28 protein-coding genes are annotated in these 21141 nt (G+C 69.2%); 8 read left to right on the top strand and 20 right to left on the bottom strand.

Annotation, left to right across the window (positions count from 1 at the left end; genetic code table 11):
- Nucleotides 1-81: 81 nt before the first annotated feature.
- The 6 genes from CXP56_RS17240 to CXP56_RS17215 form a co-directional block, all read right to left on the bottom strand.
- Nucleotides 82-2124 (bottom strand): hypothetical protein, encoded by a 2043-nt coding sequence (locus CXP56_RS17240; protein ID WP_286901967.1) that lies wholly within the window; start codon nt 2122-2124, stop codon nt 82-84.
- Nucleotides 2121-2510 (bottom strand): hypothetical protein, encoded by a 390-nt coding sequence (locus CXP56_RS17235; protein ID WP_156899152.1) that lies wholly within the window; start codon nt 2508-2510, stop codon nt 2121-2123. Before CXP56_RS17235 ends, CXP56_RS17240 begins: the two co-directional genes overlap by 4 nt.
- Before the next feature lie 718 nt (nt 2511-3228).
- A complete protein-coding gene (locus CXP56_RS17230) occupies nt 3229-3702 on the bottom strand; it encodes a hypothetical protein (protein WP_028847242.1) in 474 nt (157 codons plus the stop codon).
- Nucleotides 3703-3840: 138 nt separating this feature from the next.
- Entirely contained in the window at nt 3841-4296 is a 456-nt protein-coding gene (locus CXP56_RS17225; RefSeq protein ID WP_038044790.1) for an NUDIX domain-containing protein, read from the bottom strand.
- A gap of 77 nt (nt 4297-4373) precedes the next feature.
- The gene (locus CXP56_RS17220; RefSeq protein WP_038044789.1) at nt 4374-5507 is read right to left on the bottom strand and encodes a glycerate kinase; all 1134 of its coding nucleotides are present in this window, start codon (nt 5505-5507) and stop codon (nt 4374-4376) included.
- A 68-nt stretch (nt 5508-5575) separates the two neighbouring features.
- A complete protein-coding gene (locus tag CXP56_RS17215) occupies nt 5576-6931 on the bottom strand; it encodes an NAD(P)/FAD-dependent oxidoreductase (protein WP_286901964.1) in 1356 nt (451 codons plus the stop codon).
- A gap of 589 nt (nt 6932-7520) precedes the next feature.
- On the opposite strand from CXP56_RS17215, the gene CXP56_RS17210 reads away from it, so the two are divergent.
- Nucleotides 7521-7904 carry a hypothetical protein gene (locus CXP56_RS17210; protein WP_156899151.1) on the top strand — a complete coding sequence of 128 codons (384 nt, stop codon included), beginning with the start codon at nt 7521-7523 and terminating at the stop codon, nt 7902-7904.
- A 175-nt stretch (nt 7905-8079) separates the two neighbouring features.
- On the opposite strand, the gene CXP56_RS17205 is transcribed toward CXP56_RS17210, so the two are convergent.
- Nucleotides 8080-9585: an FAD-dependent oxidoreductase gene (locus tag CXP56_RS17205; protein ID WP_028847239.1), complete on the bottom strand. Its 1506-nt coding sequence runs from the start codon at nt 9583-9585 to the stop codon at nt 8080-8082.
- A gap of 158 nt (nt 9586-9743) precedes the next feature.
- On the opposite strand from CXP56_RS17205, the gene CXP56_RS17200 reads away from it, so the two are divergent.
- The 3 genes from CXP56_RS17200 to CXP56_RS17190 are packed head-to-tail and all read left to right on the top strand — an operon-like array spanning nt 9744 to nt 10809.
- Nucleotides 9744-10166: a phage holin family protein gene (locus tag CXP56_RS17200; protein WP_286901962.1), complete on the top strand. Its 423-nt coding sequence runs from the start codon at nt 9744-9746 to the stop codon at nt 10164-10166.
- On the top strand, nt 10163-10531 hold the full coding sequence (locus CXP56_RS17195; RefSeq protein ID WP_038044788.1) for a DUF3618 domain-containing protein: 369 nt from the start codon (nt 10163-10165) through the stop codon (nt 10529-10531). The genes CXP56_RS17200 and CXP56_RS17195 overlap by 4 nt, the downstream gene beginning before the upstream one ends.
- The gene (locus tag CXP56_RS17190; RefSeq protein WP_028847237.1) at nt 10528-10809 is read left to right on the top strand and encodes a DUF4235 domain-containing protein; all 282 of its coding nucleotides are present in this window, start codon (nt 10528-10530) and stop codon (nt 10807-10809) included. The genes CXP56_RS17195 and CXP56_RS17190 overlap by 4 nt, the downstream gene beginning before the upstream one ends.
- A gap of 329 nt (nt 10810-11138) precedes the next feature.
- Here CXP56_RS17190 and CXP56_RS17185 read toward each other — a convergent pair whose 3' ends face one another.
- The 11 genes from CXP56_RS17185 to CXP56_RS17135 all read right to left on the bottom strand — a co-directional run bounded on the left by CXP56_RS17185 (nt 11139) and on the right by CXP56_RS17135 (nt 16998).
- Nucleotides 11139-11402 (bottom strand): hypothetical protein, encoded by a 264-nt coding sequence (locus CXP56_RS17185; RefSeq protein WP_286901958.1) that lies wholly within the window; start codon nt 11400-11402, stop codon nt 11139-11141.
- Between the two features lie 107 nt (nt 11403-11509).
- The gene (locus tag CXP56_RS17180; RefSeq protein WP_286901956.1) at nt 11510-11650 is read right to left on the bottom strand and encodes a hypothetical protein; all 141 of its coding nucleotides are present in this window, start codon (nt 11648-11650) and stop codon (nt 11510-11512) included.
- Between the two features lie 262 nt (nt 11651-11912).
- On the bottom strand, nt 11913-12869 hold the full coding sequence (locus CXP56_RS17175; protein WP_286901954.1) for an SRPBCC family protein: 957 nt from the start codon (nt 12867-12869) through the stop codon (nt 11913-11915).
- Nucleotides 12870-12877: 8 nt separating this feature from the next.
- Complete coding sequence (locus CXP56_RS17170) at nt 12878-13534, bottom strand: hypothetical protein (protein WP_051310054.1); 657 nt, start codon at nt 13532-13534, stop codon at nt 12878-12880.
- A gap of 55 nt (nt 13535-13589) precedes the next feature.
- Nucleotides 13590-14327 carry a GvpL/GvpF family gas vesicle protein gene (locus tag CXP56_RS17165; RefSeq protein WP_286901951.1) on the bottom strand — a complete coding sequence of 246 codons (738 nt, stop codon included), beginning with the start codon at nt 14325-14327 and terminating at the stop codon, nt 13590-13592.
- Nucleotides 14324-14782 carry a gas vesicle structural protein GvpA gene (locus tag CXP56_RS17160; protein WP_286901950.1) on the bottom strand — a complete coding sequence of 153 codons (459 nt, stop codon included), beginning with the start codon at nt 14780-14782 and terminating at the stop codon, nt 14324-14326. The genes CXP56_RS17165 and CXP56_RS17160 overlap by 4 nt, the downstream gene beginning before the upstream one ends.
- A complete protein-coding gene (locus CXP56_RS17155) occupies nt 14779-15081 on the bottom strand; it encodes a gas vesicle protein K (protein WP_286901949.1) in 303 nt (100 codons plus the stop codon). Before CXP56_RS17155 ends, CXP56_RS17160 begins: the two co-directional genes overlap by 4 nt.
- The gene (gene gvpJ / locus CXP56_RS17150; RefSeq protein WP_038044787.1) at nt 15078-15257 is read right to left on the bottom strand and encodes a gas vesicle protein GvpJ; all 180 of its coding nucleotides are present in this window, start codon (nt 15255-15257) and stop codon (nt 15078-15080) included. Before gvpJ ends, CXP56_RS17155 begins: the two co-directional genes overlap by 4 nt.
- A gap of 3 nt (nt 15258-15260) precedes the next feature.
- Complete coding sequence (locus tag CXP56_RS17145) at nt 15261-16313, bottom strand: GvpL/GvpF family gas vesicle protein (protein WP_286901948.1); 1053 nt, start codon at nt 16311-16313, stop codon at nt 15261-15263.
- A complete protein-coding gene (locus CXP56_RS17140) occupies nt 16310-16666 on the bottom strand; it encodes a gas vesicle protein (protein WP_051310051.1) in 357 nt (118 codons plus the stop codon). Before CXP56_RS17140 ends, CXP56_RS17145 begins: the two co-directional genes overlap by 4 nt.
- Nucleotides 16663-16998 carry a gas vesicle protein GvpO gene (locus tag CXP56_RS17135; RefSeq protein WP_286901946.1) on the bottom strand — a complete coding sequence of 112 codons (336 nt, stop codon included), beginning with the start codon at nt 16996-16998 and terminating at the stop codon, nt 16663-16665. Before CXP56_RS17135 ends, CXP56_RS17140 begins: the two co-directional genes overlap by 4 nt.
- Nucleotides 16999-17163: 165 nt before the next feature.
- Between CXP56_RS17135 and CXP56_RS17130 the strand changes: the two genes are divergently transcribed.
- Complete coding sequence (locus CXP56_RS17130; RefSeq protein WP_286901944.1) at nt 17164-17688, top strand: DUF488 domain-containing protein; 525 nt, start codon at nt 17164-17166, stop codon at nt 17686-17688.
- A 134-nt stretch (nt 17689-17822) separates the two neighbouring features.
- On the opposite strand, the gene CXP56_RS17125 is transcribed toward CXP56_RS17130, so the two are convergent.
- Together CXP56_RS17125 and CXP56_RS17120 are read right to left on the bottom strand one after the other, a co-directional pair.
- On the bottom strand, nt 17823-18239 hold the full coding sequence (locus tag CXP56_RS17125; protein WP_028847232.1) for a CBS domain-containing protein: 417 nt from the start codon (nt 18237-18239) through the stop codon (nt 17823-17825).
- 68 nt (nt 18240-18307) lie between these two features.
- A complete protein-coding gene (locus tag CXP56_RS17120) occupies nt 18308-19495 on the bottom strand; it encodes a zinc-dependent alcohol dehydrogenase (RefSeq protein WP_028847231.1) in 1188 nt (395 codons plus the stop codon).
- Nucleotides 19496-19608: 113 nt separating this feature from the next.
- Between CXP56_RS17120 and CXP56_RS17115 the strand changes: the two genes are divergently transcribed.
- The 3 genes from CXP56_RS17115 to CXP56_RS17105 all read left to right on the top strand — a co-directional run bounded on the left by CXP56_RS17115 (nt 19609) and on the right by CXP56_RS17105 (nt 21140).
- The gene (locus tag CXP56_RS17115) at nt 19609-20238 is read left to right on the top strand and encodes an endonuclease (protein ID WP_286901942.1); all 630 of its coding nucleotides are present in this window, start codon (nt 19609-19611) and stop codon (nt 20236-20238) included.
- Between the two features lie 298 nt (nt 20239-20536).
- The gene (locus CXP56_RS17110) at nt 20537-20716 is read left to right on the top strand and encodes a hypothetical protein (protein WP_286901941.1); all 180 of its coding nucleotides are present in this window, start codon (nt 20537-20539) and stop codon (nt 20714-20716) included.
- Nucleotides 20717-20807: 91 nt separating this feature from the next.
- Nucleotides 20808-21140, top strand: a complete 333-nt coding sequence (locus CXP56_RS17105; protein ID WP_286901939.1) for a DUF6766 family protein — start codon at nt 20808-20810, stop codon at nt 21138-21140.
- Nucleotide 21141 lies beyond the last annotated feature (1 nt).

The following is a 21141-nucleotide window of genomic DNA, read 5'->3' as shown; positions in this document are numbered from 1 at the left end:
AGGTGATGGAGGAGGGCTCGGCTCGGCGGCTACCGCGACCTTCCCGGAACGCCGGTCCGCTGGGCGAGGGGGCTGCGGCGACTAGGCGGCGTCGTCGCGCCAGCGGTCCCGACGGGCCTCGGTGAGGGTGCGGTCCAGCCACCGCCTGCCTTCGGCGGCGATGCCTTCGAGCAGGTGCAGTGTGTGCTGGAAGCCGGCCATGTCCAGGTCGATGCTCGCCACCTGCTTGTCCAGCTCCTCCGGCGACAAGCCGATCGGGGGCAGGTCACCGGCGTCGTCGCCGGATCGCGGGGGAGGGATTTCCACGGTGCGTGTCGGACCGTTGGTCAGCGTGAGCGACAAGGAATGACCTTGGTCGGGGCGCCTGGTCACGTCGACCGACGAGATGGCGTCGAAGCGATAGTTCCTGCGCTCCTCGCCGACGAAGGTCGCCTTGGTGAACTGCAGTTCGGTGCCGAACTCCCGGACCCCGTCGCGGGACACCAGGACCAGCAGCACGTTGTAGCGGGAGTAGCGGGCCGGGCCGCCGCGCGCCCGAGCGGACTGGCACGGACGAGCCGGAGTGAGCAGGAAGCTGTACTCGACGACGTCGCTCTTGCGGAGCTTGTAGACGTTGAGCGCGCGGTCCAGGAGCACGGCCCGGTCCGCGTTCAGCCAGGCTTCCATCTCCGCTTCCGACGGGCGGTTCTCTCGCAGGAAACGCGCCCACTCCTGGTACGCGATCTCTCGTGCCGTCTTGGCTTTGGTGTACTCGTGCAGGTCGTCCGCGTAGCGGCGGCGTTCTGACACGTAGGTCCACCAGCCCGGCACTGCGACGCGACCGGCCGCAGCCGCGACCACGATCGCGATGACTGCCTGCACGGGTGCGTTCATCACCGCGTGATAGAGCGCCACAAGGGCCGCAACGGCGGCGACACCGAGAGAACCCACACACGTCAGCTGGGTGTTGGCGGAGACGCGCACCGCATCCCGCTCGGCTTGCCACTGCCCGCTGGTGTACCGGTCGCGGACGTCCTGGGCCAGGAACCGGATCAGCCAGTTGATCTGACCGACGGTGACCCGCTGTTCCCGGTAGATCTCGGCCAGCTCGTCGCTGAGCTGGTGCCGGACTCCTTCGGTTTCCTCCAGCCAGCGCTCTGCGGACACTCCCGGGGGCCGGAACTTGCCGAAGTAGTGCTCGAACGACTGGCGTACCCGGTCGGTGAAACCGTCCTGCGGGGCGTGGTTCACCCACACCAGCCCCTGGCGAATGCGATCCAGCTCGGCCAGCCTGCCGGCTCGGTACTTCCAGTCGAACGCCGCGCGACCGCCGAGGTACGCCGCCGGGATGCTGATCAGGTAAGCGGCGATCGGGGCCAGCGCGGGTTCGCTGACCACCAGCCAGCCGAGAAACAGAATGGCCAGCCCGCCGAGCACCGAGTAGACGATCGTCCGGGTGTGGTCGAACACCTGTGGCTGAATCGGTTGCCGCGCCCGCGGCCCGGCAGGTCTGGGCTGGAAGAATATCCAAGCCCGTTGTGTCCGGTTGTTGTCGAGCTGGGCTTTCCTTGCGGATTCTTTGGTGGATTCCCACAACGCGTCGGTGATGCTGCTGGACAGCACCAGTTCCAGATGTCGGGTGATCTTCTCGCGGATGTCCGGTGGCAATCCGGCGAAAATTCGCCAGCCGGCCGTTTCGTCGTCGGCATTTTTCTCGGATTGACCGATCAGCTGGAAGATTGCCTGGAGTGCGGTGGTCCACCGGTCTTTCGAGCACCGGGCGATCTTGCCCGCGATGTCGTCGAGCAGGTGGTGATCCTCCGCGGTCAATTCGCGGCGAGAGCGCTTGCTGAACACCGCGAGCACCAGGTGGAAGTAGACCTCCGGGTTGGTCATTCCCGCTGCCAGCGCGTCCTTCAGGTACTCGCGAGCCTTGCTCGGCACGCCGTGGTCCAGGCAGCGCAGGCCGCGTTCGAATTTTTCCTCGGCCGACAGCTCGTCGGAGCCCAGATACAGCGTGGAGTCGATGATCGCGACGTTGTCGTCACCGTCGATCGCGATGTTGTCCTCGACGGTGTGGCCCTGGAAGACGCCTTTGGCGTTTCCTCCTGCCAGGTTGCCGACCGGTTGCGGCGACTCGGTCATGACTGCACCCCCAGCGCGGTCAGCACGACGGCTACCTTGGCGGCGATGTCGGCGGCGTCAGCGACCAGCCCTCGTAGCCGTTTCAACGCCATGACCACCCGTTTTTCGCTGTGTGGCGTCTTCTGGCGGAGGGCGGAGCGGGCTTGGGCGAGCTCGTCGTGCGCGGCCTCGACCGTGTCGGCGTCGATGCGCCCCTCGGTGGCTGCGCGGTCCAGCTGGTGCCGCAGCGCCTCCAGTTCCGCGGCGATGTCGGTCGGGGACGTCGCCGGGGCCGCGGCCTGGATGGCGATGTTGCCCTTGACGTCGACGCCTTGCACGGCTTGACCGCCGTAGGAGATGTTCGTGACGGGTTGGCCCGGATGGTGTGGTGTGGGTGAGGACGACACGGGATTCTCCGTTTCCGGCCGATCGGCCAGCTGGTAGCAAGATCACAGTCGATCGCGCGGCCGTTCGGGCGGCACGATCGGTCGCCGTTCACTGGGCTGCCACGGTCACGTGGACGTCAGCGCTCGAATGGTTTCGTGCGTGGCGGCAAGATGCTCCCATTACGTGGGAAGACGCGGATTGTCGTTCATCGACCGTGTCGACGGGTTGCGCCGCCCGGGTGCATCAATCCTGCATGACGGTGTACTCGTCGTCGCTGGGTGTGCTTTTCTGTGATCAACCGCGGCCACCTGGGCTTTGCCTCCGGAACTCGAACGCTGCACCGCTTGCTGAAGACCTGCGGGATACCACGGTGCCAGATCCGCCGGAAACGGGAATCTGCCGATCAGGTGGTCGTCCCGCCTGCGACGGCAGAAATACCTGAGTGAGGGAAGGAAATCGGACGAATTTCAGAATTGGGTGGTGTGCTGCCGAATTTGATCATGACTTGGCCTCGACGGCTTCATCACGGCAGGTGACTGATTCCATCAGCGATCACTTCACCACTGCGTGTCCGGCCTTGCCGACCGACGCGTGGCCGGGCACGGCGGGCGCAGGCGAGGAGGACGATGCCGGGTCAGCACGCCCTGGGCAGTATGCGTGACGCCCGCGACATCTTGGAGCGAAACGAACGAGGCGCCCGGGACGACCCGGGCGCCTCGTGGCTCGGTGGCCGGCTGGTCAGCTGCTGCAGGCGCGCACGCTCCGCGAACGCGTCTTGCCCGACCAGTTGATGGTTCCGCGCGCGGTGATGCAGGTGTAGCCGAGGGCCTTGATGCCGACCGACTTCTGGGTGGTCGTTCCGCCGTTGTAGAGCGAGAGGCTGCCGGCGACCACGCGGATCGTGGTGTACCGGGCCTTGCCCTTGGCCGCCCCGGCGTGGATGAATTGCGCGCACTTGCTCTTCCCGCTGTAGCGGTAGACGTTCACGTAGCCGACGGTGCGGCTACCGGCCTTGACCGCGAAGTGCTTGAGCCGTTTCCCGCCGCTCCAGCATGTGGAGACGGTTTGCAGGCTCGCGCTCGCCGTCGCCTCGGTGGCCGGTGCGGTCGGTGTCGCGGCGGCATCGGCCGGCGACATCGTGAGGGTGAGTGCGGCAGCCGCGAGTGCCCCGGCACCGGCGCGGCGCAGTCGCGTGCGTAGTTCGATGGCCATGCGCTGTTCAGTTCCTTCCCTGTCTGCCGGTCAGCGGCATCAGGCGATGCTACGGACGAATCCGGCTGCTGAGCGGCCCGTGGCAGCGACCGGCCATCGGCGCGGACACCAGGACGCTGCGAGCAAGGCGCGAGCACGTCAGGAGCCGGCCGGGACTCCGTGCTCGAGGTAGCGCACCTGGTCGGCGTGCGCGGCGCAGTGAATCCGGCGGGCGAGCCGGGGAACGGTGTACTCGTCCACCTCGTCCAGATCGACGTAGCGGGCGAGGGAGATCTCGCCGTCGGCGAAGGTGAATTCCGTGCCTGCCGGCAGCTCACCACCGTCGAAGACGAAGTTCAGCTTGTCGCCTTCCTGCTCCGACGGTGCCCAGTCGACGACCAGCAGCCGCCCGACGGGGACATCGATGCCGAGTTCTTCGGCGACTTCCCGGTGCGCCGCTTGGCGGGGTGACTCGCCCGGCTGCACGTACCCACCGGGAATTTCCCAATAGTCCTTGTACGTGGTGCGCAGCATCAATACGCGCGACTTGCCTTGATGGAACAGCACGCCTGCGGCGACACGTGGCGTCGCGTACGCGGATTCCAGACCACCCACTCGGCCAGCGTACGCAGGTGGCCCGCGCATTGGCTGTGGCAAAGAGCCAGCTTGCAGCCGGCTGCGTCAGCAGTGCCTCACCGTGAGCTCGAAAGGTGACGGGAGAGCAAGCTTCCGGTGGCGTCCGCGATCAGTTTCCGGGCCAAGTCCAGGTCGTCGATGCACTTCGGGTCGGCCCGGTCGATCGCGACGACCTCGTCGAACGGGCCGGGTGCGGAGCCAGGCAGGCTCGAGTGGCCGACGACCGCGACACACGGCACGCCGTGGTTGCGCGCATGTTCCGCTACGACATACGGTGCCTTGCCCCGCAAGGTTTGCCGATCGAGGCGGCCTTCACCGGTCACAACCACGTCGGCATGGGCGATCTTGTCCGCCGCGCCCAGCAACTCGAGGAACGTGCGCGCTCCCGACGTGACCTTTCCCCCGAGCAGCATGCCCGCCCACCCGAGGCCACCGGCGGCACCGGATCCGGGTTCCCGGCACACCCCGCGCACACCGAATGCCGGTTCGAGGACGTCGGCGACATGCCGCAACGCCTCGCTGAGCTGGTGAATCGTCGGCTCATCGGCTCCTTTTTGCGCGGCGAACATCTCCGCGGACCCGTCGGAGCCGACCATGGGCGTGTCGACGTCGCATGCCAGCGTGAGCTGGACGCCGTCCAAGAGGCGAGTTGCCTGCTCGAGACCGTCGACGCCGGTCACCGACGTCAGGGCGCGGGAGTCACCGAACACGTCCCGTCCGTGTGCGTCGAGGAGCCGCACACCCAGGGCGCGCAGCATGCCGGTGCCGGCATCGGTGGTGGCGGAGCCCCCCAAGCCCAGCGTGATCTCGTTGAAGCCGCGCGTGACGAGGCCGTGCAGCACCATGCCGACGCCGTAGGAAGAGGCACGCGCTGCGTCTTGCGCTGTGGGTTTGCGGGCTCCCAGCCCGCAAATCGACGCCACTTCGGCGATCGCAGCTCGACCGGACACCGCCACGGGGGTCTCCTGTCGGTCTCCCCACGCGTCGACGGTGGGGAGGGTTCCCGGCTGCCAGCCTGCCGTGATCGCGGCGTAGACGCTGCCGTCGCCGCCATCGGCGACGGGAACCACGTCGGCCTCGATGTCGGCGGGGACCCCGCGCAGCATCGCCTCCGCGACTTCCCGTGCCGTCAGTGTTCCCTTGAACTTGTCCGGCGCCAGCACGACGCGTCGCCGGTGGATGTCGGCCACAGCGCAACCTCCTCGGCTCGATTGTCCGGGAAGGGACGCGGCTGCGGCGACGTCAGCCTCGGCGGTGGCTAGTGTCCGTGTTCTCCGCCGCGGGCGGTCGGCATCGGGTCGGCCGACTCGGGCAACAGCTTCGGGTACTCGGGAGCCGCGGTGTCCAACGGAACGACGCCGGAACGGACCAGGCCCAGCTGTACCCGCTGACGCGACAACAGAGCATCCGTCAGCCAGTCCAATGCCACGCGAACGCGGTTGCCCGGCATCGCCAGCAGGTGATAGCCGCGCGTGATCACCTTCGCCGGCAAACCGGACATCGGGATGTGCAGCGGGTCCGCGGCCGCGTCCTTGCCGCCGAGGTCGACGACGAAGCCCAGGTCGCGATAGCGATAGCGGCGCGGTGTGCCGTAGCCGAGAGAGGCCGCGACGTTGCGGCCGGCCAGCTTGCCCTGACGCACGGCGTGTTGCGCCGTCATGGGACACAGCTGCCCCGGATCGCCCGGTTTCGGCACGGCGGCAGCGTCCCCGCACGCGAAGATGTCCGGGTAGCCGGGCACGCGCAGTTCTTCGTCGACCACAAGGCGACCCTGCACGGTCTCCATGCCGGTCGACTCGACCAACGGGTCCGGCCGCACGCCGACGCACCACAGCAAGGTCCGGGTGGCCACTTCCGTGCCGTCCTGCAGGACGACGCCGTCCGCGGTGGCCTCGCGGATCGACATCTCCGTCATGACTTCGACGCCACGTCGGCGCAGCACGGCGTCCGCGGCCTGGGACATCTTCTCGTCCAGGCCGGGCAGCACCCGCGGGGCGGTGTCCAGCAGCAGCCACCTGATCGGCTGGCCGGCCAGCTCGGGACGCTTCCTGGCCAGCAACGCGGTGAACAGCTGACCTTGCGCGACCACCTCGGTGCCGGTGTACCCGGCCCCGACCACGACGAACGTGCAGCGGGCGTCCCGCTCGGCCTGGTCGTCGGTGGCGGCGGCCAGTTCGATCTGCCGGGTCATGTGGTCCCGCAGGTACAGCGCCTCGGGAATGCCGCGGAACCCACGGCCGTGCTCGGCCAGCCCAGGAACCGGCAGCAGCTTGTTGACACTGCCGACCGACAGCACCAGACGGTCGTAGGCCAGCGAACGTTTGGTGTTCTCCGGATCGACGTAGGTCAGCTCGTGTGCCTGGTGGTCGATGTCTCGCACGTCGCCGAGTACCAGCCGTACGTTGCGGAGACGACCCGGTACGGGAATCGCGATGGCACGAGGATCGACGATACCGGCGGCGACTTCCGGCAGCAGCGGCAGATACAGGAAGTAGTCGGTGGGATTGACCAGCACGATCTCGACGTGGTCGGGCGACACCTGCGCCGAGAGCGCCTTGGCCGCGTGATACCCCGCGAAGCCACTCCCGACCACCACGACGCGCCGTCGTGCCATGGCTGACCTCTTTCCCGTAGTCGCTGGTTCTCCAGTGGCTCCCCGGCAGAGGTGCACCTTCAAACACTGCGCACAGCAACCGTGGACGTGGGGGAGGAGAACGAACGGGCCCGGCGTCCGCGGGCAAACGACGAGTTGCGCTCATTCAGGGCACGGCCACGCACGGCTTGGTGCCGGTGGGGGTTGTTCGGACTGTTGACGTCTCCTGGGTGGGCTCTCGTACGGCTCGGTGCTCGCGGGGGTGCTCGCGGGGAACTCTGTGGAGCAGGCGTGCCAGCGTGGCGGTTGCCTGCCACGGCTCGGTGCCCGCGGGGGCTTCCGGCCGGGTCCTCGTGCTCGGCGCGGCGGGACCTTGGTCGGCTTCTCGGTCACGGGACGGCAACGCGCTCGGTTTCTTGCTCACGAACGGTGCGGACAGCTCGACAACCCCGGCAAGCCGCTCGCGTCAACAGCGGCGTAGACCTGGGAGGAATCCGTGCAGCGAAGTGCCGATCGGCTGCGCCCGCGTGCCCGCGGTGCCGCCGTCCTTGTCGCCATGGTTGCGGCCGCCCTGACATCGTGTGAAGTCGCCGGGAATCAGGCCGTTCCGGTGTCGGGCACCACTGCGCAGGAAACAAGCACGACCACGACCGCGCAACCGCAGCCGCGCACCTCGGCCAAGAAGCGGCGGCCGGCGAAGACGAAAACGGTGTATGTGCAGCCCCCGCGCACGCACACGGTCTACGTCCCGCAGCCCGGATCGGCACGCATCCCGGCATCCGAACGGTGGTACGCACAGCCGGAGTGGATCCAGTCGCAGCCGTGGATCGACATCACCCCGGGCACTGGACAGACACCGTGCCAGTGGCTGCACGCCAACGGCTACTCGTATCCGCAGGCGTTCGCGGCCTGGGCGCAGCACGGCTACCCGCCCAATTGGTCCGCGACCAACGACGGCTACCCCTGTCAGCGCTCGTATGGCATGCAGAACTGAAACGCCGGTACGACCTGGTGATTGTCCGGCCGCCGATGTCTGCGCAGCGTGGCTTCACGGCACGTTTCCGCGTATCCCGGCCGGTCCGGTGCGGGATCACGTGGCTGAGCGACGGAGTTCGGTGCAGTGCGCGATCGTGAGCCATCTGCGCGTTGCTCGAGCCGAGGCGTACCGGCTAGTCATGCGGGCGCGACAGCGGTGTCTTGGCCGGGCCCTCCAGGATGTCGCCGTCGGCGGTGAACCGCGAGCCGTGACATGAGCAGTCCCAGCTGGTCTCCGCACCGTTCCAGGTCAGCGGGCAGCCGAGGTGGGTGCAGGTCGGCTTGACCACGTGCAGCCGGCCGTCGGGATCCCGGTAGGCGCCGACCGTGTCGCCCTTGAGCTTGACGATGCCGCCCTCGCCCGGCTTCAGCTCGGGGTCCGGTGAGCGCAGTGCGCGCATCAGGTGACCACCGGTGAGCTCGACCCCCGACTTCAGGTTGTGCTCGGCCGCCTGCACCACCGCGCGGGTGTCACCGATGCGGCCGGTGTCGAACACCTTCTGCCACGGGTTCGATCGCCCCAGCATCTCGTCGAGCACCATGAGCGCGGCGGCGGTCCCGTTGGACAGGCCCCACTTGCGGAAACCGGTCGCCACGTACAGAGACTTGTGCAGCGGGACTCGCCCGACGTAGGGGACCTGGTCGAAGGTCTGGTAGTCCTGCGCCGACCACCGGAACTCGCACGAGTCCACGTCGAAGGTGTTCTCCGCCCACCGCTGCAGATCCTCGTACGCCGCGGCGTAGTCGGTGCTGTCGCCGGTCTGATGCCCGTTGCCCCCGATGATCAGTCCGTTGCCGCCGTCCGGTGCCAGCCACGGGCGGATGGACCGGGTCGGCTGGTCGATCGACAGCGACATGCTCACCGGAGCCTGCTCACGCAACCGCACGGCGAACGCATACGAGCGGACCGGCTTTGCCCTGGCGAAGAAGCCGCCGGTCAGCCCGGGCGGCAGCAGCGTGGCCAGCAGCGCGTTCTGGGCCCGGATCGTGCCGCGAGCCGTTCGCACGTGCACCCGCCCGCTGCGCTCGTGGTAGCGCACGACGCGGGAGTTCTCGTAGATCAGGCCACCTGCCGCGACGAACGCGTTGGCCAGCCCCGCCAGGTACTTCGCGGGATGGAAATGCACCTGGTCGGGGAAGCGGACCGCGGAGGCCACCGCGTACGGCAGATCGGTCTCGGTCACCACTTCGGCGGCCAGGCCGGCCTGGTTGGCGGCCTCCGCCTCGGCGACGAGGTCCTTCCGCCTGCTCGACTCCTGCGTGTACAGGTAGGACGGCGCCCGGGTGAGATCGCATTCGATGCCGAACTCCTCGACCAGGTCGACGACCTTGTCCATGCCCGCCTGGTTCGCCGCGGCGTACCAGGTGGCTGCTTCGTCGCCCAACCGCCGGCGCAGGCTCGCGTAGGTCAGGCCGTGCTGGGTGCTCACCTTCCCGGTGGTCGAGCCGGTCGTGCCCGACCCGAGTGTGCGCGCTTCCAGGACGACGACGCGGCTCAAGCCGGCTTGCGTGGCCAGCAGGGCGGTGGTCAACCCGACGATGCCGCCACCCACCACGACCAGGTCGGCCCCGATGTCGTCGTCGAGTGCGGGGAACGAGGGGAGGTCGGCCGTGGCGGTCCAGACGCTGTGATGCCGCATGCGCCGGGACTACCCGCAACCGTGACCGGCCACACACCGGCGGCCGGGGCACCCGCCCGGGCAGAGCGCTCGGTGCATGGCTCGGTGCGCACGCGGGGTACCCGGCAGTCACCACACCCAGAAAGAAGGCGATAGGCATGGTCGACACATCGAGAGGCATGGTCGACACATCGAGCCAGGCGGCCGCGCCACCCGCGGCGGACCGCCCGATCGGTCAACTGGTGGGGGACGCCTCGGCGCAGCTGTCCCGTCTGGTGCGCGACGAGATCCAGCTCGCCGTCGCGGAGCTGCGGGACAAGGGCAAGCACGGGGGCATGGGTGCCGGCTTGCTCGGCGCCGCAGGCGTCACGGCGTTGTTCGGGGTGGCGACCCTGCTGGCCACCGCCGTGCTGGCACTGGCGCTGGTGTTGCCGGCATGGGCGGCCACGCTGATCGTCGCGGTCGTCGTGCTCATCGCGGCCGCCGTGATGGCCCTGCTGGGTCGCAAGCAACTGAAGTCAGCCACCCCCGTCGTCCCCCAGGACACGGTGGGCAACGTCCGCGCGGACATCGACGCGGTGAAGGAAGGACTGCACCGATGAACGGAGCTCACCGCAAGCCGGATGGTGCCGCGGCGGCCAAGCCGACGACGGCCGAGCTGAAGGAAGACATCGAACGCACCCGCGCGGACCTGGCCGACACGGTCGAGGCACTGGCCTACAAGGCCGACATCCCGTCGCGGATGAAGGACCGCGCCCGGGCGACGTCCGCAACGGTCAAGCAGCGCACGTCGCAGATGACCGAGCAGGCCATGGCGAAGCTGCCGCCCCCGGCTCGCGAGAAGGCCGAGCACGCCGTGGCGGCCGCCCGCAGCAATCCCAAGCAGATGGCGGTCGTCCTCGGCATGCTGCTGACCCTGTGGGTCATGCTGCGTCGGGTGGCCAAGCGGAAGGCGGCGGACGAATGAGGATCCTCTACCAACCGTTGAGCCTGGTGGCGAGCGTGCTGGGCGGGATCATCGCTTCGCTCGCCTTCCACCGGCTGTGGAAGGCGACCACCGGCGAGAAGGACGCACCGGACGCCGCCGACCCCGATCGGTCGTGGTCGGAGGTCATCACCGCGGCGGCGGTGCACGGCGCGATCTTCGGCGGGGTGAAGGCGCTGGTGGACCGGGGAGCGGCGACCGGATTCCAGAAGGCCACCGGAACGTGGCCGAAGAAGAGCAAGAAGAACGGCAAGAAGTAGGCGGCACCCGGGTCCGCGGTTCAGCCACCGAGAGGCGGACGACCGCCCGCTCGATCGCATCCCGTTCGCTTGCGTCCTGCAGCCCGCGGCCCAGCCGACGGAGCGCCGGACGGATGCTGCGCTCGGCCTCGAACTGCTGAACGACCCGAGGGTCGACGTAGGAACCGCGGGCAACGGCGGGAGTGTTGCCGAGCTCGTCGGCGACCTCGCGCATCACCGCTGCACGCACGCGTTGCCGCGCTCGCGGACTTCGCGGGGCCTCGTGCTCGGCGAACGCTGCGGCGGCCAGCACCGTGGCGTTCCACGTGCACAGATCCTTGGCGATGAAGTCATCGCCGCCGGTCAGTTTTCGCGCCGGTCAGTTCTCGGTAGCGCTCGTCGACGTTCTCGGACTGGACCTCGCGCCACCCCGAGCCGGTGCGGTAGGCGAGTAGGCGCTCGGTGCCCGGCCGTGCCCGGCGCAGCGACCGCACCAGCGCAGCCAGGGCGGCATCGGCGATGACCACCTCACGGAGCGCGCCACCTCTGGCCACATGACGGAACCGGATTTGCTCGCGGCACAACCGCACGTGGTCGCGCTGCAACGTCGCCACGCTGACGTTGCTCCGGGCGTACTCTTCGCCGCCAGTGCGGAAGACGCCCAAGCCGAGGATTCGTAACGCCCCAGCGAGCACGCGCTCGCGTCCGGTCCCGCGCGCACTCAGCTGCCTGCGACCTCTTTGCGGAAGGCAGGCAGCAGCCGGGCGAGCTCCAGGACGCGCTCTTGCTCTTCCTCGCGTTTCGCGCGATGCCCCTGGTCGTGGTACAGGTACTGCTCGCGGCTGGCGTCATCGACACCCATCGCCTGCAGGTGTCCGTTTTCGTCCGGGCGATCCACACGTCACGCCACGCCAGCGGAATGACCAGAGCGTCGAATCCGGTCGCGGTTTTCTTCGTCCACCGGTGCCCCGTCGGCGCTGTGGAAGGAGTGTCCGTGCCCGCGGCGCACGCGTTGATGCCCGGCCGAGACGGATCACTACGCCGCAGCCGCACCGCGCCCCACCGCATCAGTGAGGGGCATGCGCGGTGACTACTCCGCGTCGTGCGCGTCCATGCTGTGCCGGTCAGGCGGGCGCCTTCTCGCGCTCTTCGTCTTCCTCTTGCTCTTCGGCTTCTTCCGGGGCCTCTTCGCCGACCTCGTCGGTCTCCTCGGCCTCGGCCGTCTCCTCCTCCGGCTCGCCGTCGCCGGTGTCGGTGGTCTCGTCCTCGTCGTCGGGGCCGCGTACCACTTCGCCGTCGGCGATCTCCCCCCGCCACGAACCGGTGGCTTCACCGTTGGTGGTCACGAACCGGCGGAAGTGCTTCAGGTCCAGCCGGGCCCGGCGGCCGACCGCCCGCCAGATGTTGCCGGTCTTCTCCACGAACCCGCTGGGGAAGTACTCCAGCACCAGCAGCACCTTGGTCAGGTCGTCGGCGAGCGGGTGGAACGTCACCACACCCTTGGACGACCCCTTGGCGCCGTCCGACGTCCAGGCGATGCGGCGGAACGGGACCTGCTCGGTGACCGTGGCCTGCACCGTCCGACGGGACATCGCCACCTTGAACCGCCAGGTGCTCTCCACCTGGTCGCTCTGCTCGACGCTCTCCACGCCCTTGGTGAACGAGGAGAACTCCTCGAACTGCGTCCACTGGTCGTAGACGACGTCGACCGGTGCGCCGATGTCGATGTCCTCGACGATCACCGTGGCCTTCGTGCTCTTGCTGCCGCCGCCCCCGCCGAACATCGACTTCACCTTCTCCTTCACCCCGGTGGCCGCGCCGCTGAGCGCCGCCTTGCCGGGAGAGCCGCCGTCGGCGAGCTTGTCCGCTGCGGCCTTGCCCGCCTTGCCCAGCGGGCCGCCGTTCTCCGCGGCGTCGTTGAGCTGCTGGGTCACGTCGGTCAGCTTCGAGCCGAGCCGGCCCATCACGCTGGACGACTTGGCCTTGGCGTACGACTTGAGCTCGTCGGTGATCTTCCCGGCGACCGGGCTGTCCTTGACCGCGGAGGCGATCTTGCCGAAGGGGGATGTGCTGTCTGCCATGACCGCTCCTATCGCTTGGCCGACGCGCTGGAGCGCTTGCCGGACGTGGACTTGCCTCGCGAAGACGATCCGGACCGGCTGCTGGTCCCCGAGCGGCCGCCGGTCGTCCCCGTGCGCGTGCTGCGCGTCTTGGCCGTGGTGGAGCTGCCCGCCTTCCTCCCGGTCGAGCGTGCTGTCTTGGTCTGCTTCGTCCGTCCCTTGGCGGTCCTGCTCGACGGTTGCGAGCGTGCGGCGCGGGAATCCTCGGCGGGCTCCTGCGACTCTTCCTCGTCCGAGGCCTTCTCGTCCGGCGTTTCCTCGTCCTGTTCGGCCTGCGCGGATTCGCCTTCCGCCTCGTCGGAGTCCGGGTCGGCGAGCTCGGGCTGCAGAGCCACGGTGCGCTCGTGCAGGCGGTCGGCAAACGCCTCGGCCCGGCTTTCCACCGTGGCCAGCGCCGCCTTGGCCGCCGCGGAGGCAAGCGGTCCGCGGATCTGGCTGATCAGCTCGCCGGCGACCGGCGAGTCCTGCAGTTTCGTCAGCGCCATGCGGGCCAGGTTCTGCGGCTGCAGCATCTTGTTCCTGCCGGTCAGCCACAGCGCCACGGTGATGGCCTTCTTCGCCTTCTTGGTCCGTCCGAGCAGGTACCCGGCCACCAGCGCCGAGCCGAGTCGCACAGTGTCGGCCATTGGTGCTCTCCTTCCCGGGCTCGCGCCCGGCTCGTGCCCCCGATTTGCTTCGCGGTCACCAGCCCCACCGCGACTGGGGTTCCTCTGCCTGCACCGCGGGCAGGAAGCTGAACGTGGGCATCGGGCCGAAGTAGCCGATCCGGACCTCCGGTGCGGTCTGCCCGATGCCGCGCACCGCCTCGTCGGCCTCGCTCAGCCGTGTACGTCGCACGAGCACCGCCCACTTGTCCTCGTGCACGTCGTCCACCGGGAGGCGCACGACCGATTCCGCAATACCGTCGAGAGCGGACATCAGGTTCTCGCCGCGTTCCACCACGAGCTGTTCGACACGCTCCGCGATGCGCTGGCCGAGTGAGACTCGGACGTCGAACGACGTTGTCTGCGCGTCCTCGCGAAGTCCTGGGTCCCCCGCGATGATTTCCCGCAGCAACGCTTCCTCGTCGTGGGTGAATTCGAGGCGGACCTCGACGAACGGCTCCAGTGCGTCCAGGGATGCGCGCAGCCCGGGAGCGGTGAGCACTTCCCGCCGCACCGCGGCGTCGTCGGGCGCAACCGTGCCGAACTGCATCGGGAGCACCACCTGCTGCGATGCGAGCGCGTTGAGCACGTCGAGGTGGCCGACCGCGTCTTGTTCGGTGAGCTCGTAGGCGTCGGGCAGGTCGCTCACCACGGCCGCGATGTCACCGTCGACGATTCCGCGTACCGGCGTGGCGGGATCACCGATGCCCGGCACTTCGGGCATGGTGTCCTCCGCGCGGACGACGCCGTAGACGTAGACGGTCACCAGCGTCACCGTTGCGCTCGCCGGGAGCGCGCAGCGCTGCGGCCTGCGGGCGCCTTGCGCGACTTCCGCTCCGATGCCTCTTCCTGCTCGGTGTCGTCCTCGTCGTCCTCGTCGTGCGAGCCGGTGAGGGAACCGAGCAGGTCCTTGGCGGAGTCCTTCACGCCTTCCAGCGCGCCCTTGGTCTTGTGCTGGGCGCCGCCTTCGGTGATCTTCTCCATCATTCCCGGCAGGCCGCCGACCTGGTCGTTCGGCTGCAAGTCCAGCCGGTTCACCGCTTCCGCGAAGCGCAGATACGTGTCCACGCTGGCGATGACGATCCGCGCGTCGATGGTGAGCAGTTCGATGCCGACCACGGCCACCCGGATGTAGGCGTCGATCACGATGCCCTTGTCCAGGATGACCTCCAGCACGTCGGCAAGACTGCTCGGTCGCGGGGCCCGGTTGATTCCGTGTGCGACGGTCATGGCTTCCTCTCCATCTCGGCGAGAAGCTCGGCGGCGTCGAACGGCAACGTCGGGCCGGAACCGACACCGAAGGTCTCCCGCAACTCCTCGAATCTCTCTTCCAGGGCGAGCAGCGCCTGGCCGAGCCGCTCCACCTCGTCCGCGGACAACCCGCCCGCGTCGACCCGCCGCAGCGCCTGGCGTTCCAACAGCTGGCGCACCAGGTCCAGCACGGCCACGACGAGCCCGCCGAGTCCCCGGCCGACGTCGTCCGGATCGGCGTCCAGCCGTAGCGGTTTCCTGCCGCGCGGGGCGGTCATCGTGGTTCCTTCTCGACCGAACCGACGGCCACCAGCAGCAGCCGCAGATCGAGCCGGATCAGGTCGACGCCCGCCAGCGAGATGAGGATGTCGCCGCTGACGACGGCGCCGGTGGACACCACCCGGTCGAGCAGGTCGACCAGGCTGGTGCCTTCGGCGGTGATCACATCCGACATCGATCAGCCTTCCTCGGAGGACACGAAGCTGTACGGCGGCCACGGCCCGGTGAGGCGGACGGCGACACCGGAGGCGGACAGCGGATGGGCCAGGTGGCCGAGTTCTGCCTGGAAGGCCGCTTCGTCGTCGGCGGCGACCAGGTATGCGACGTCTGCGAGCACGCCGGCGTTGGCGGATCGGCGCACCGACGCCGAGCTCCGGGCGCTCAGACGGTCGTGCGCCCGATCGATCGCGACCGTCCGATCACGGCGACGGCGCTCCTCGGCTGCGAGCGCTTCCCGCCGCTGGGTCAGGTAAGCCGTTCCCGATGGCGATCCACCGGTTCGTGCAGCGGCGGGGGAGGGCGTCGGGGTACTGTCCGGGACGCCCTTCGCCTGGTCGTCGGGAAGGAACTGCACGCCCCATTCCCGTCGGCCGCGGAGTTCGGCGAGCTGTTCTCGAGCGCTCTCCCCACGACTGTGCAGCAGCTCGCGGGCGGCGTCGTCGTCGGCCACCGCGGTGCCGAGCCGCAGCGGCAGCACGGTCGCCTGGCCGGCGGCGACCCGTACGACGTCGTCGTGCTTGCGGGCCAGCCGGGCGAGCGGGCCGTCCTCGGTGATCTCGTCGGTGGGCAGGTCGGCCAGGTCGCTCACCGCCATGTCCGAGACGACCAGCGCGAGGTCTTCCGAGCCGATGCAACGCAGCCCGTCACCGGTGCCGTCGAGCTCGGCGAAGTCGAGGTCGGCGCGATCGGTGATGGCGTAGGCGTACAGGCAGCGTTCCAGGCCGGCGGCCGGGCGCGCCTCGTTGGCCGGGGCCGGTTCGTGCCCGGGCGACCGGTCCGGTTGCGAGGTCCGATCGACGGCGGGGTCGTCCACCGCCGCCACGCCTGGCGCGGTGTTTGCGGGGTGCTCGCCCGGCGCTGCCGCGGCCGCGCGCAGGGCTTCGGCCATGATGGCTCGCCGCAGCTGGTCCACCAGGTCGGCGCGGGCCAGCTCCCGGGCTTCCTCGGCCGCTTCCGTCAGCAGCCCGCGGGCGTGCTCGCGGGCCAGCCGGGTCAGGGAACCGTCGTTCATTCCCGACGCTCCCGCTGGATCCGTTCCAGCTGCTGCCGGAGCTGCCGGTTCTCCTCCACCAGCGCCTGGTGGTCGCCGCCCTCCGGCAGGGCGGCGCGGTCGCCATCGGTCACTTGCTGCCGGGGCGCCTGCGAGGAGAAGAACGGGTCGGTGGTCCACCAGTCCATGCCCATCTCCCGTGCGGTGTCCGCGGAGGCGATGAACAGGCGCAACTTCAACGACAGCAGTTCGATGTCCAGGACGTTGACGACGATGTCGCCGGCGATCACCACGCCCTTGTCCAGCACCCGCTCCAGGATGTCGGCGAGGGTGTCCGGCTGGCGGCGCGCCAGAGCGGTCGGCTGCACGGTCATGTCGGATCAGTCGCTCCTCGGTGATAGCGGCGGAGCCGCTCGTATCCGGCCAGGTCCCCGGTGCTGGTGATGTCCACTCGGTAGGTCGCCAGGACGTCGGTGGACGACGGGATGCGCTCGAGTTCGACCACGTCGACCAGCACGGACCAGCCGCCGTCGTCGTCGGACCGCACACCGGTGACCGCCTCAGGGTCCTTCCTGGTCAGCGCGGCGAACTCGGTGACAGCGCGGCGCACCGCGTCGCTCATGCTCAGGCTGCCGTTGCCGTTCTCGTCCCCCGAACCGGTGCGAGATCCCCCGGAGGATGCGCGGTTGGTCTTCCGTGTGGTCATGCCTTGTCGCAATCGCCTCGACTTCTGCCCATGTGCGGTGGCTAACCTGGCCACCTCGCCGCGAAACCGCATCGGTGGCGATCGCGGGCGGGATTGCTCCGAACAGCGCAGGAAGCTCGACCATGTCGCCCATGACGGGGTGCGGGAGCGGGTATCCCCGTGGGTATGACCGCGCTGCTGACGGTCGGCCACGGCAGGCTCGACCGGGACGGGCTGCTCGAGCTGCTGGCGGCCGCCGGAGTCGAATTGCTGGTCGACGTGCGCCGCTACCCGCACAGCCGCGCGAATCCTCAGGCAAGGCGAGAAGCGCTCGCCGGCTGGCTACCGGGCAACGGCATCGGCTACCGCTGGGACCAGCGGCTCGGCGGGCGGCGGCGGGTGGAGCCGGACGCGGTCGACACCTGGTGGCGGGTCGCCCAGTTCCGGGCCTACGCGGCATGGACGCGCACGCCGGACTTCCGGGATGCCATGCGTGAGTTGCTCGACGACGCTGCGGTGCATCGCACCGTGATCATGTGCGCCGAGGCGGTGTGGTGGCGTTGTCACCGCAGGCTCATTGCCGACGTGGCGGTGCTGCTGCACGGAGTCGAGGTGATGCACCTGCTGCCCGAAGGCAGGCGTGTGGACCACAAGCCTGCGTCGGGCGCTCGCGTCTGCGGACACGGTGTGGTGTGGGACGGCGGGCGGTGATCTCATGCGGCGCCCCGGGGACGACAGGACAGTCCCCGGGGCGCCGGTGCACGCGTGCTCGGCGCATCAACTGGTGTCGTCGGCGCCGTCGGCGCGCGGGCAACTGGTTCCCTGGCACCGGGTGATTGCGGCGCTCATGGCACTGACAGCGCCTTCAGCAGGTCGCCGACCTCGGGTTGGTCCAGCGATCGGGCGACGTCCGCCTGCGCGACGATGCCGACCATGTCGTGCCCGTCGATGACCGGGAGCCTGCGCACCTGGTGCTGCGCCATCGTCTGCAGAATCTCCTCGGCGCCGTCGTCGGCCCCGATGGTGACCGGCTTGCCCTCCGCCAGGTCGCCGACCCGCACCGCGCGGGGATCTTTGTCCTGCGCGAGCACCTTGGTCACGATGTCCCGGTCGGTGATCATGCCCTTCAGCCGGTTGTCCTCGCCGCAGATCGGCAGCGCGCCGACGTCGAGATCGGCCATCCGTTTCGCCGCATCGAGGACGGTGTCGCTGGTCTTCGCGCACTGCGCGTCCGGTGTCATGATTTCCCGTGCTGTGCTCATGGCTGGTCCCTTCTCGTGGGTGATGGGCATCCGGCTACCCGGTGCCCGTTGTCGCTCAATCCCGCCCGTCACGGACGCAGCAGGATCTTGATCGCGCCGTCGCTTTTGCGCTGGAAGTCCCGGTAGGCCTGGGGCGCCTGGTCCAGCGGCAGATGATGGGTGGCGAGCGATTCCACGCCGAGCGGGTCGTCGTCCCGCATGACCAGCGGGAGCACGTGGTCGATCCAGGTCTTGACGTTGGCCTGGCCCATGCGCAGCTGGATCTGCTTGTCGAACAGCTCCAGCATGGGCAGGGGGTCGAGCGCTCCGCCGTAGACGCCGGACAACGAGATCGTGCCGCCGCGGCGGACCGCGTCGATGGCCGCATACAGCACTGACAGCCGGTCGACCGCGGCCTTCTCGGTCAGTTTCGCCGAGAGCGGCTTGGGCAGCATCGACACCAGCATCTGCCCGAAGTGGGCGATGGGGGCGCCGTGCGCTTCCATGCCGACCGCGTCGATCACCGAATCCGGACCGCGGCCGCCGGTGAGCTGGCGCAGCGTGTCCACCGCGTTGCCACGAGCTTCGCCGACGTCGACGGTGATCGCTCCGTACTCCCTGGCCAGCTGCAGACGTTCCGGCACCAGGTCCAGGCCGATCACGGTCTCCGCGCCGCGCAATGCGGCGATCCGGCACGCCATCTGACCGATCGGTCCCAGGCCGAACACCGCGACGCTGCCCCCGTCGGGGATGTTGGCGTACTCGACGGCTTGCCACGCGGTCGGCACGACGTCCGACAGGTACACGAACCGGTCGTCCGGCGGCCCGTCCGGGACCGGGATGGGCCCGAAGTGGGCTTGCGGCACCCGCAGGTACTCGGCCTGTCCACCCGGGACCTGCCCGTAGAGCTTGGTGTAGCCGAACAGCGCCCCGCCCTTGTCGTACTTGCGGACCTGGGTCGTCTCGCATTGGGAGGTCAGGCCGCGGGAGCACATGAAGCACGATCCGCACGCGATGTTGAACGGTACGACCACCCGGTCGCCGGGTGCGATGTTCCTGACGTCGTCCCCGACTTCTTCCACCACGCCCATCGGTTCGTGCCCGAGGATGTCACCGGGCTCCAGGAACCCGCCGAGCACTTCGTACAGATGCAGGTCGGAACCGCAGATCCCGGTGCTGGTGACCCGGATGATCGCGTCGGTCGGTTCCTGCAGCTGCGGGTCGGGCACTTCTTCGACTGTCACGTCGCGCTTGCCCTGCCAGGTGACGGCCTTCATCGCGGTACCTCCTGCGGGGAGTGTTCGGCGGATTTCCTGTCGGCTACCCGCAGAGCGCACCCCGCCAATCCCTTCCGCTGCGTCGCTGCCGGTGGCGCTGGGTACCCCGTCGCATGAGCCGAGCGCAGCTTGCCGCGAAGCTGATGGAGCTCGCGGGCACGACGTATGCGGAGGAAGCGGGTATCACCCTGCGGAACAAGCCGACGCCCCTGTATCGGCTGCTGGTGCTGGCGACCCTGCTGTCGACCAGGATCAAGGCGTCCATCGCCGTCGCCGCCGCCCGAGAGCTGCGGGAGTTCGGCACCCCGCGCACCATGCGCGATGCCACCTGGCAGCAGCGAGTCGACGCACTCGGTCGCGGCCATTACGTGCGGTACGACGAAAGCACGGCGACCGCGCTGGGCAAGGGCGCCGAGCTGCTGCTGAACGACTACCGCGGGGATCTCCGCCTGTTGCGCGAGCGTGCCGCAGGCGACCTGGCGAACCTGCGCAGCAGGCTGACCCGGTTTCCCCGCCTCGGCCCGGTCGGCGCCGACATCTTCTGTCGCGAAGCCCAGCAGGTCTGGCCGGAGCTGCGGCCGTACGTGGACGCCAAGGCGCTTGCCGGAGCGCGCGCGGTCGGTTTGCCGGACCGGCCGAAGGCGCTCGCCGGACTGGTCGACGACGCTGACCTTGCTCGCCTGAGCGCGGCATTGGTCCGCGCGAGCCTGGACCGCGAACTGGCCGCACGAGTCCGAGGGTGAACTCGCCGTCGCCGCCGTGCCGCGGGCGGAAAGCCACCGGTGGTGACCTTGCGAGGGAAGCAGCGGGTGGGTCGCGCCGGGCTGGCGTGATCGATCCGGGGGTGTGGGCGTCGCTTTCGGTCGTGGTGGGCGTGGCGCACCGGGGCTTGCCGCTTGCCGGGTAAGGCCCCCGGATTGCGCGGCGTCCGGCCGTGGCCCCAGCGGGATGTCGATCCAGCGGGTATAGGTGAACGTAGCGGCGGTGTACCGGTACACCCTGGCGGGTACACCGGGGAATGCGTGACGGGAGGAGGCGGTGATGACCGAGGAGTACGGCGATCACGCGTTCGACAAGCCCGAGGCCGACTCGCTGGACCAGCAGCGACCGACCCGTCCGGAGCCTGCGGTGGAGCCTGCCGGCCAGTTCGAGGCGTCCGACGGTGACCTGGCCGATCAGGCGACCGTGGTGCGCCTCGACGAAGACGACTTCGTCGAATGACTTCGCGGGCGCTGTTCGGCGCGTACCTGGTCGTCGTCTTCGGCGGCCTGCTGTACTTCCTGCTCATCTCGCTGCTGAAGTAGGAGTGCACGTGGCGGCCGAGCCCGGGCGGTGGCGGCGGTTCCTGCGGGACAACGGGATCGGACTGGTGTTCGGCCTGTTGTTCCTGCTCGCGCTGACCGGCCAGGCGTTCGCCGGACTGGCCGCGTTCAACCACGAGCAGTCGATCACCGGTGAGGAGCCGATCGGCTTCGGCGGATACGTCACCTCCGCCGAGTTCGCCGTCGATGTCGCCGAGAACTGGCAATCGGAGTACCTGCAGTTCTTCCTCTACATCTTCGCCACGGTGTGGCTGGTCCAGCGCGGGTCGCCGGAATCCAAGCCCGTCGGCGCGCCGCACCACGAAACTGACGTCAGCGGGTAGC

Origin of the sequence: Thermocrispum sp., assembly GCF_002919275.1 — a bacterium.
Taxonomy (GTDB): domain Bacteria; phylum Actinomycetota; class Actinomycetes; order Mycobacteriales; family Pseudonocardiaceae; genus Thermocrispum; species Thermocrispum agreste.
The sequence above is the reverse complement of the archived record's forward strand: the minus strand, read 5'-3'. Positions and strand labels throughout refer to the sequence as shown.

Coding starts and splice junctions, on each gene's coding strand:
- CXP56_RS17190 (WP_028847237.1), top strand. CDS start 10,528: ATGAGGATCCTCTACCAACCGTTGAGCCTGGTGGCGAGCGTGCTGGGC.
- CXP56_RS17200 (WP_286901962.1), top strand. CDS start 9,744: ATGGTCGACACATCGAGCCAGGCGGCCGCGCCACCCGCGGCGGACCGC.
- CXP56_RS17130 (WP_286901944.1), top strand. CDS start 17,164: ATGACCGCGCTGCTGACGGTCGGCCACGGCAGGCTCGACCGGGACGGG.
- CXP56_RS17175 (WP_286901954.1), bottom strand. CDS start 12,869: ATGGCAGACAGCACATCCCCCTTCGGCAAGATCGCCTCCGCGGTCAAG.
- CXP56_RS17160 (WP_286901950.1), bottom strand. CDS start 14,782: ATGACCGTCGCACACGGAATCAACCGGGCCCCGCGACCGAGCAGTCTT.
- CXP56_RS17120 (WP_028847231.1), bottom strand. CDS start 19,495: ATGAAGGCCGTCACCTGGCAGGGCAAGCGCGACGTGACAGTCGAAGAA.
- CXP56_RS17170 (WP_051310054.1), bottom strand. CDS start 13,534: ATGGCCGACACTGTGCGACTCGGCTCGGCGCTGGTGGCCGGGTACCTG.
- CXP56_RS17195 (WP_038044788.1), top strand. CDS start 10,163: ATGAACGGAGCTCACCGCAAGCCGGATGGTGCCGCGGCGGCCAAGCCG.
- CXP56_RS17180 (WP_286901956.1), bottom strand. CDS start 11,650: ATGGGTGTCGATGACGCCAGCCGCGAGCAGTACCTGTACCACGACCAG.
- CXP56_RS17145 (WP_286901948.1), bottom strand. CDS start 16,313: ATGAACGACGGTTCCCTGACCCGGCTGGCCCGCGAGCACGCCCGCGGG.
- CXP56_RS17240 (WP_286901967.1), bottom strand. CDS start 2,124: ATGACCGAGTCGCCGCAACCGGTCGGCAACCTGGCAGGAGGAAACGCC.
- gvpJ (WP_038044787.1), bottom strand. CDS start 15,257: ATGTCGGATGTGATCACCGCCGAAGGCACCAGCCTGGTCGACCTGCTC.
- CXP56_RS17205 (WP_028847239.1), bottom strand. CDS start 9,585: ATGCGGCATCACAGCGTCTGGACCGCCACGGCCGACCTCCCCTCGTTC.
- CXP56_RS17140 (WP_051310051.1), bottom strand. CDS start 16,666: ATGACCGTGCAGCCGACCGCTCTGGCGCGCCGCCAGCCGGACACCCTC.
- CXP56_RS17125 (WP_028847232.1), bottom strand. CDS start 18,239: ATGAGCACAGCACGGGAAATCATGACACCGGACGCGCAGTGCGCGAAG.
- CXP56_RS17215 (WP_286901964.1), bottom strand. CDS start 6,931: ATGGCACGACGGCGCGTCGTGGTGGTCGGGAGTGGCTTCGCGGGGTAT.
- CXP56_RS17135 (WP_286901946.1), bottom strand. CDS start 16,998: ATGACCACACGGAAGACCAACCGCGCATCCTCCGGGGGATCTCGCACC.
- CXP56_RS17230 (WP_028847242.1), bottom strand. CDS start 3,702: ATGGCCATCGAACTACGCACGCGACTGCGCCGCGCCGGTGCCGGGGCA.
- CXP56_RS17110 (WP_286901941.1), top strand. CDS start 20,537: ATGACCGAGGAGTACGGCGATCACGCGTTCGACAAGCCCGAGGCCGAC.
- CXP56_RS17155 (WP_286901949.1), bottom strand. CDS start 15,081: ATGACCGCCCCGCGCGGCAGGAAACCGCTACGGCTGGACGCCGATCCG.
- CXP56_RS17115 (WP_286901942.1), top strand. CDS start 19,609: ATGAGCCGAGCGCAGCTTGCCGCGAAGCTGATGGAGCTCGCGGGCACG.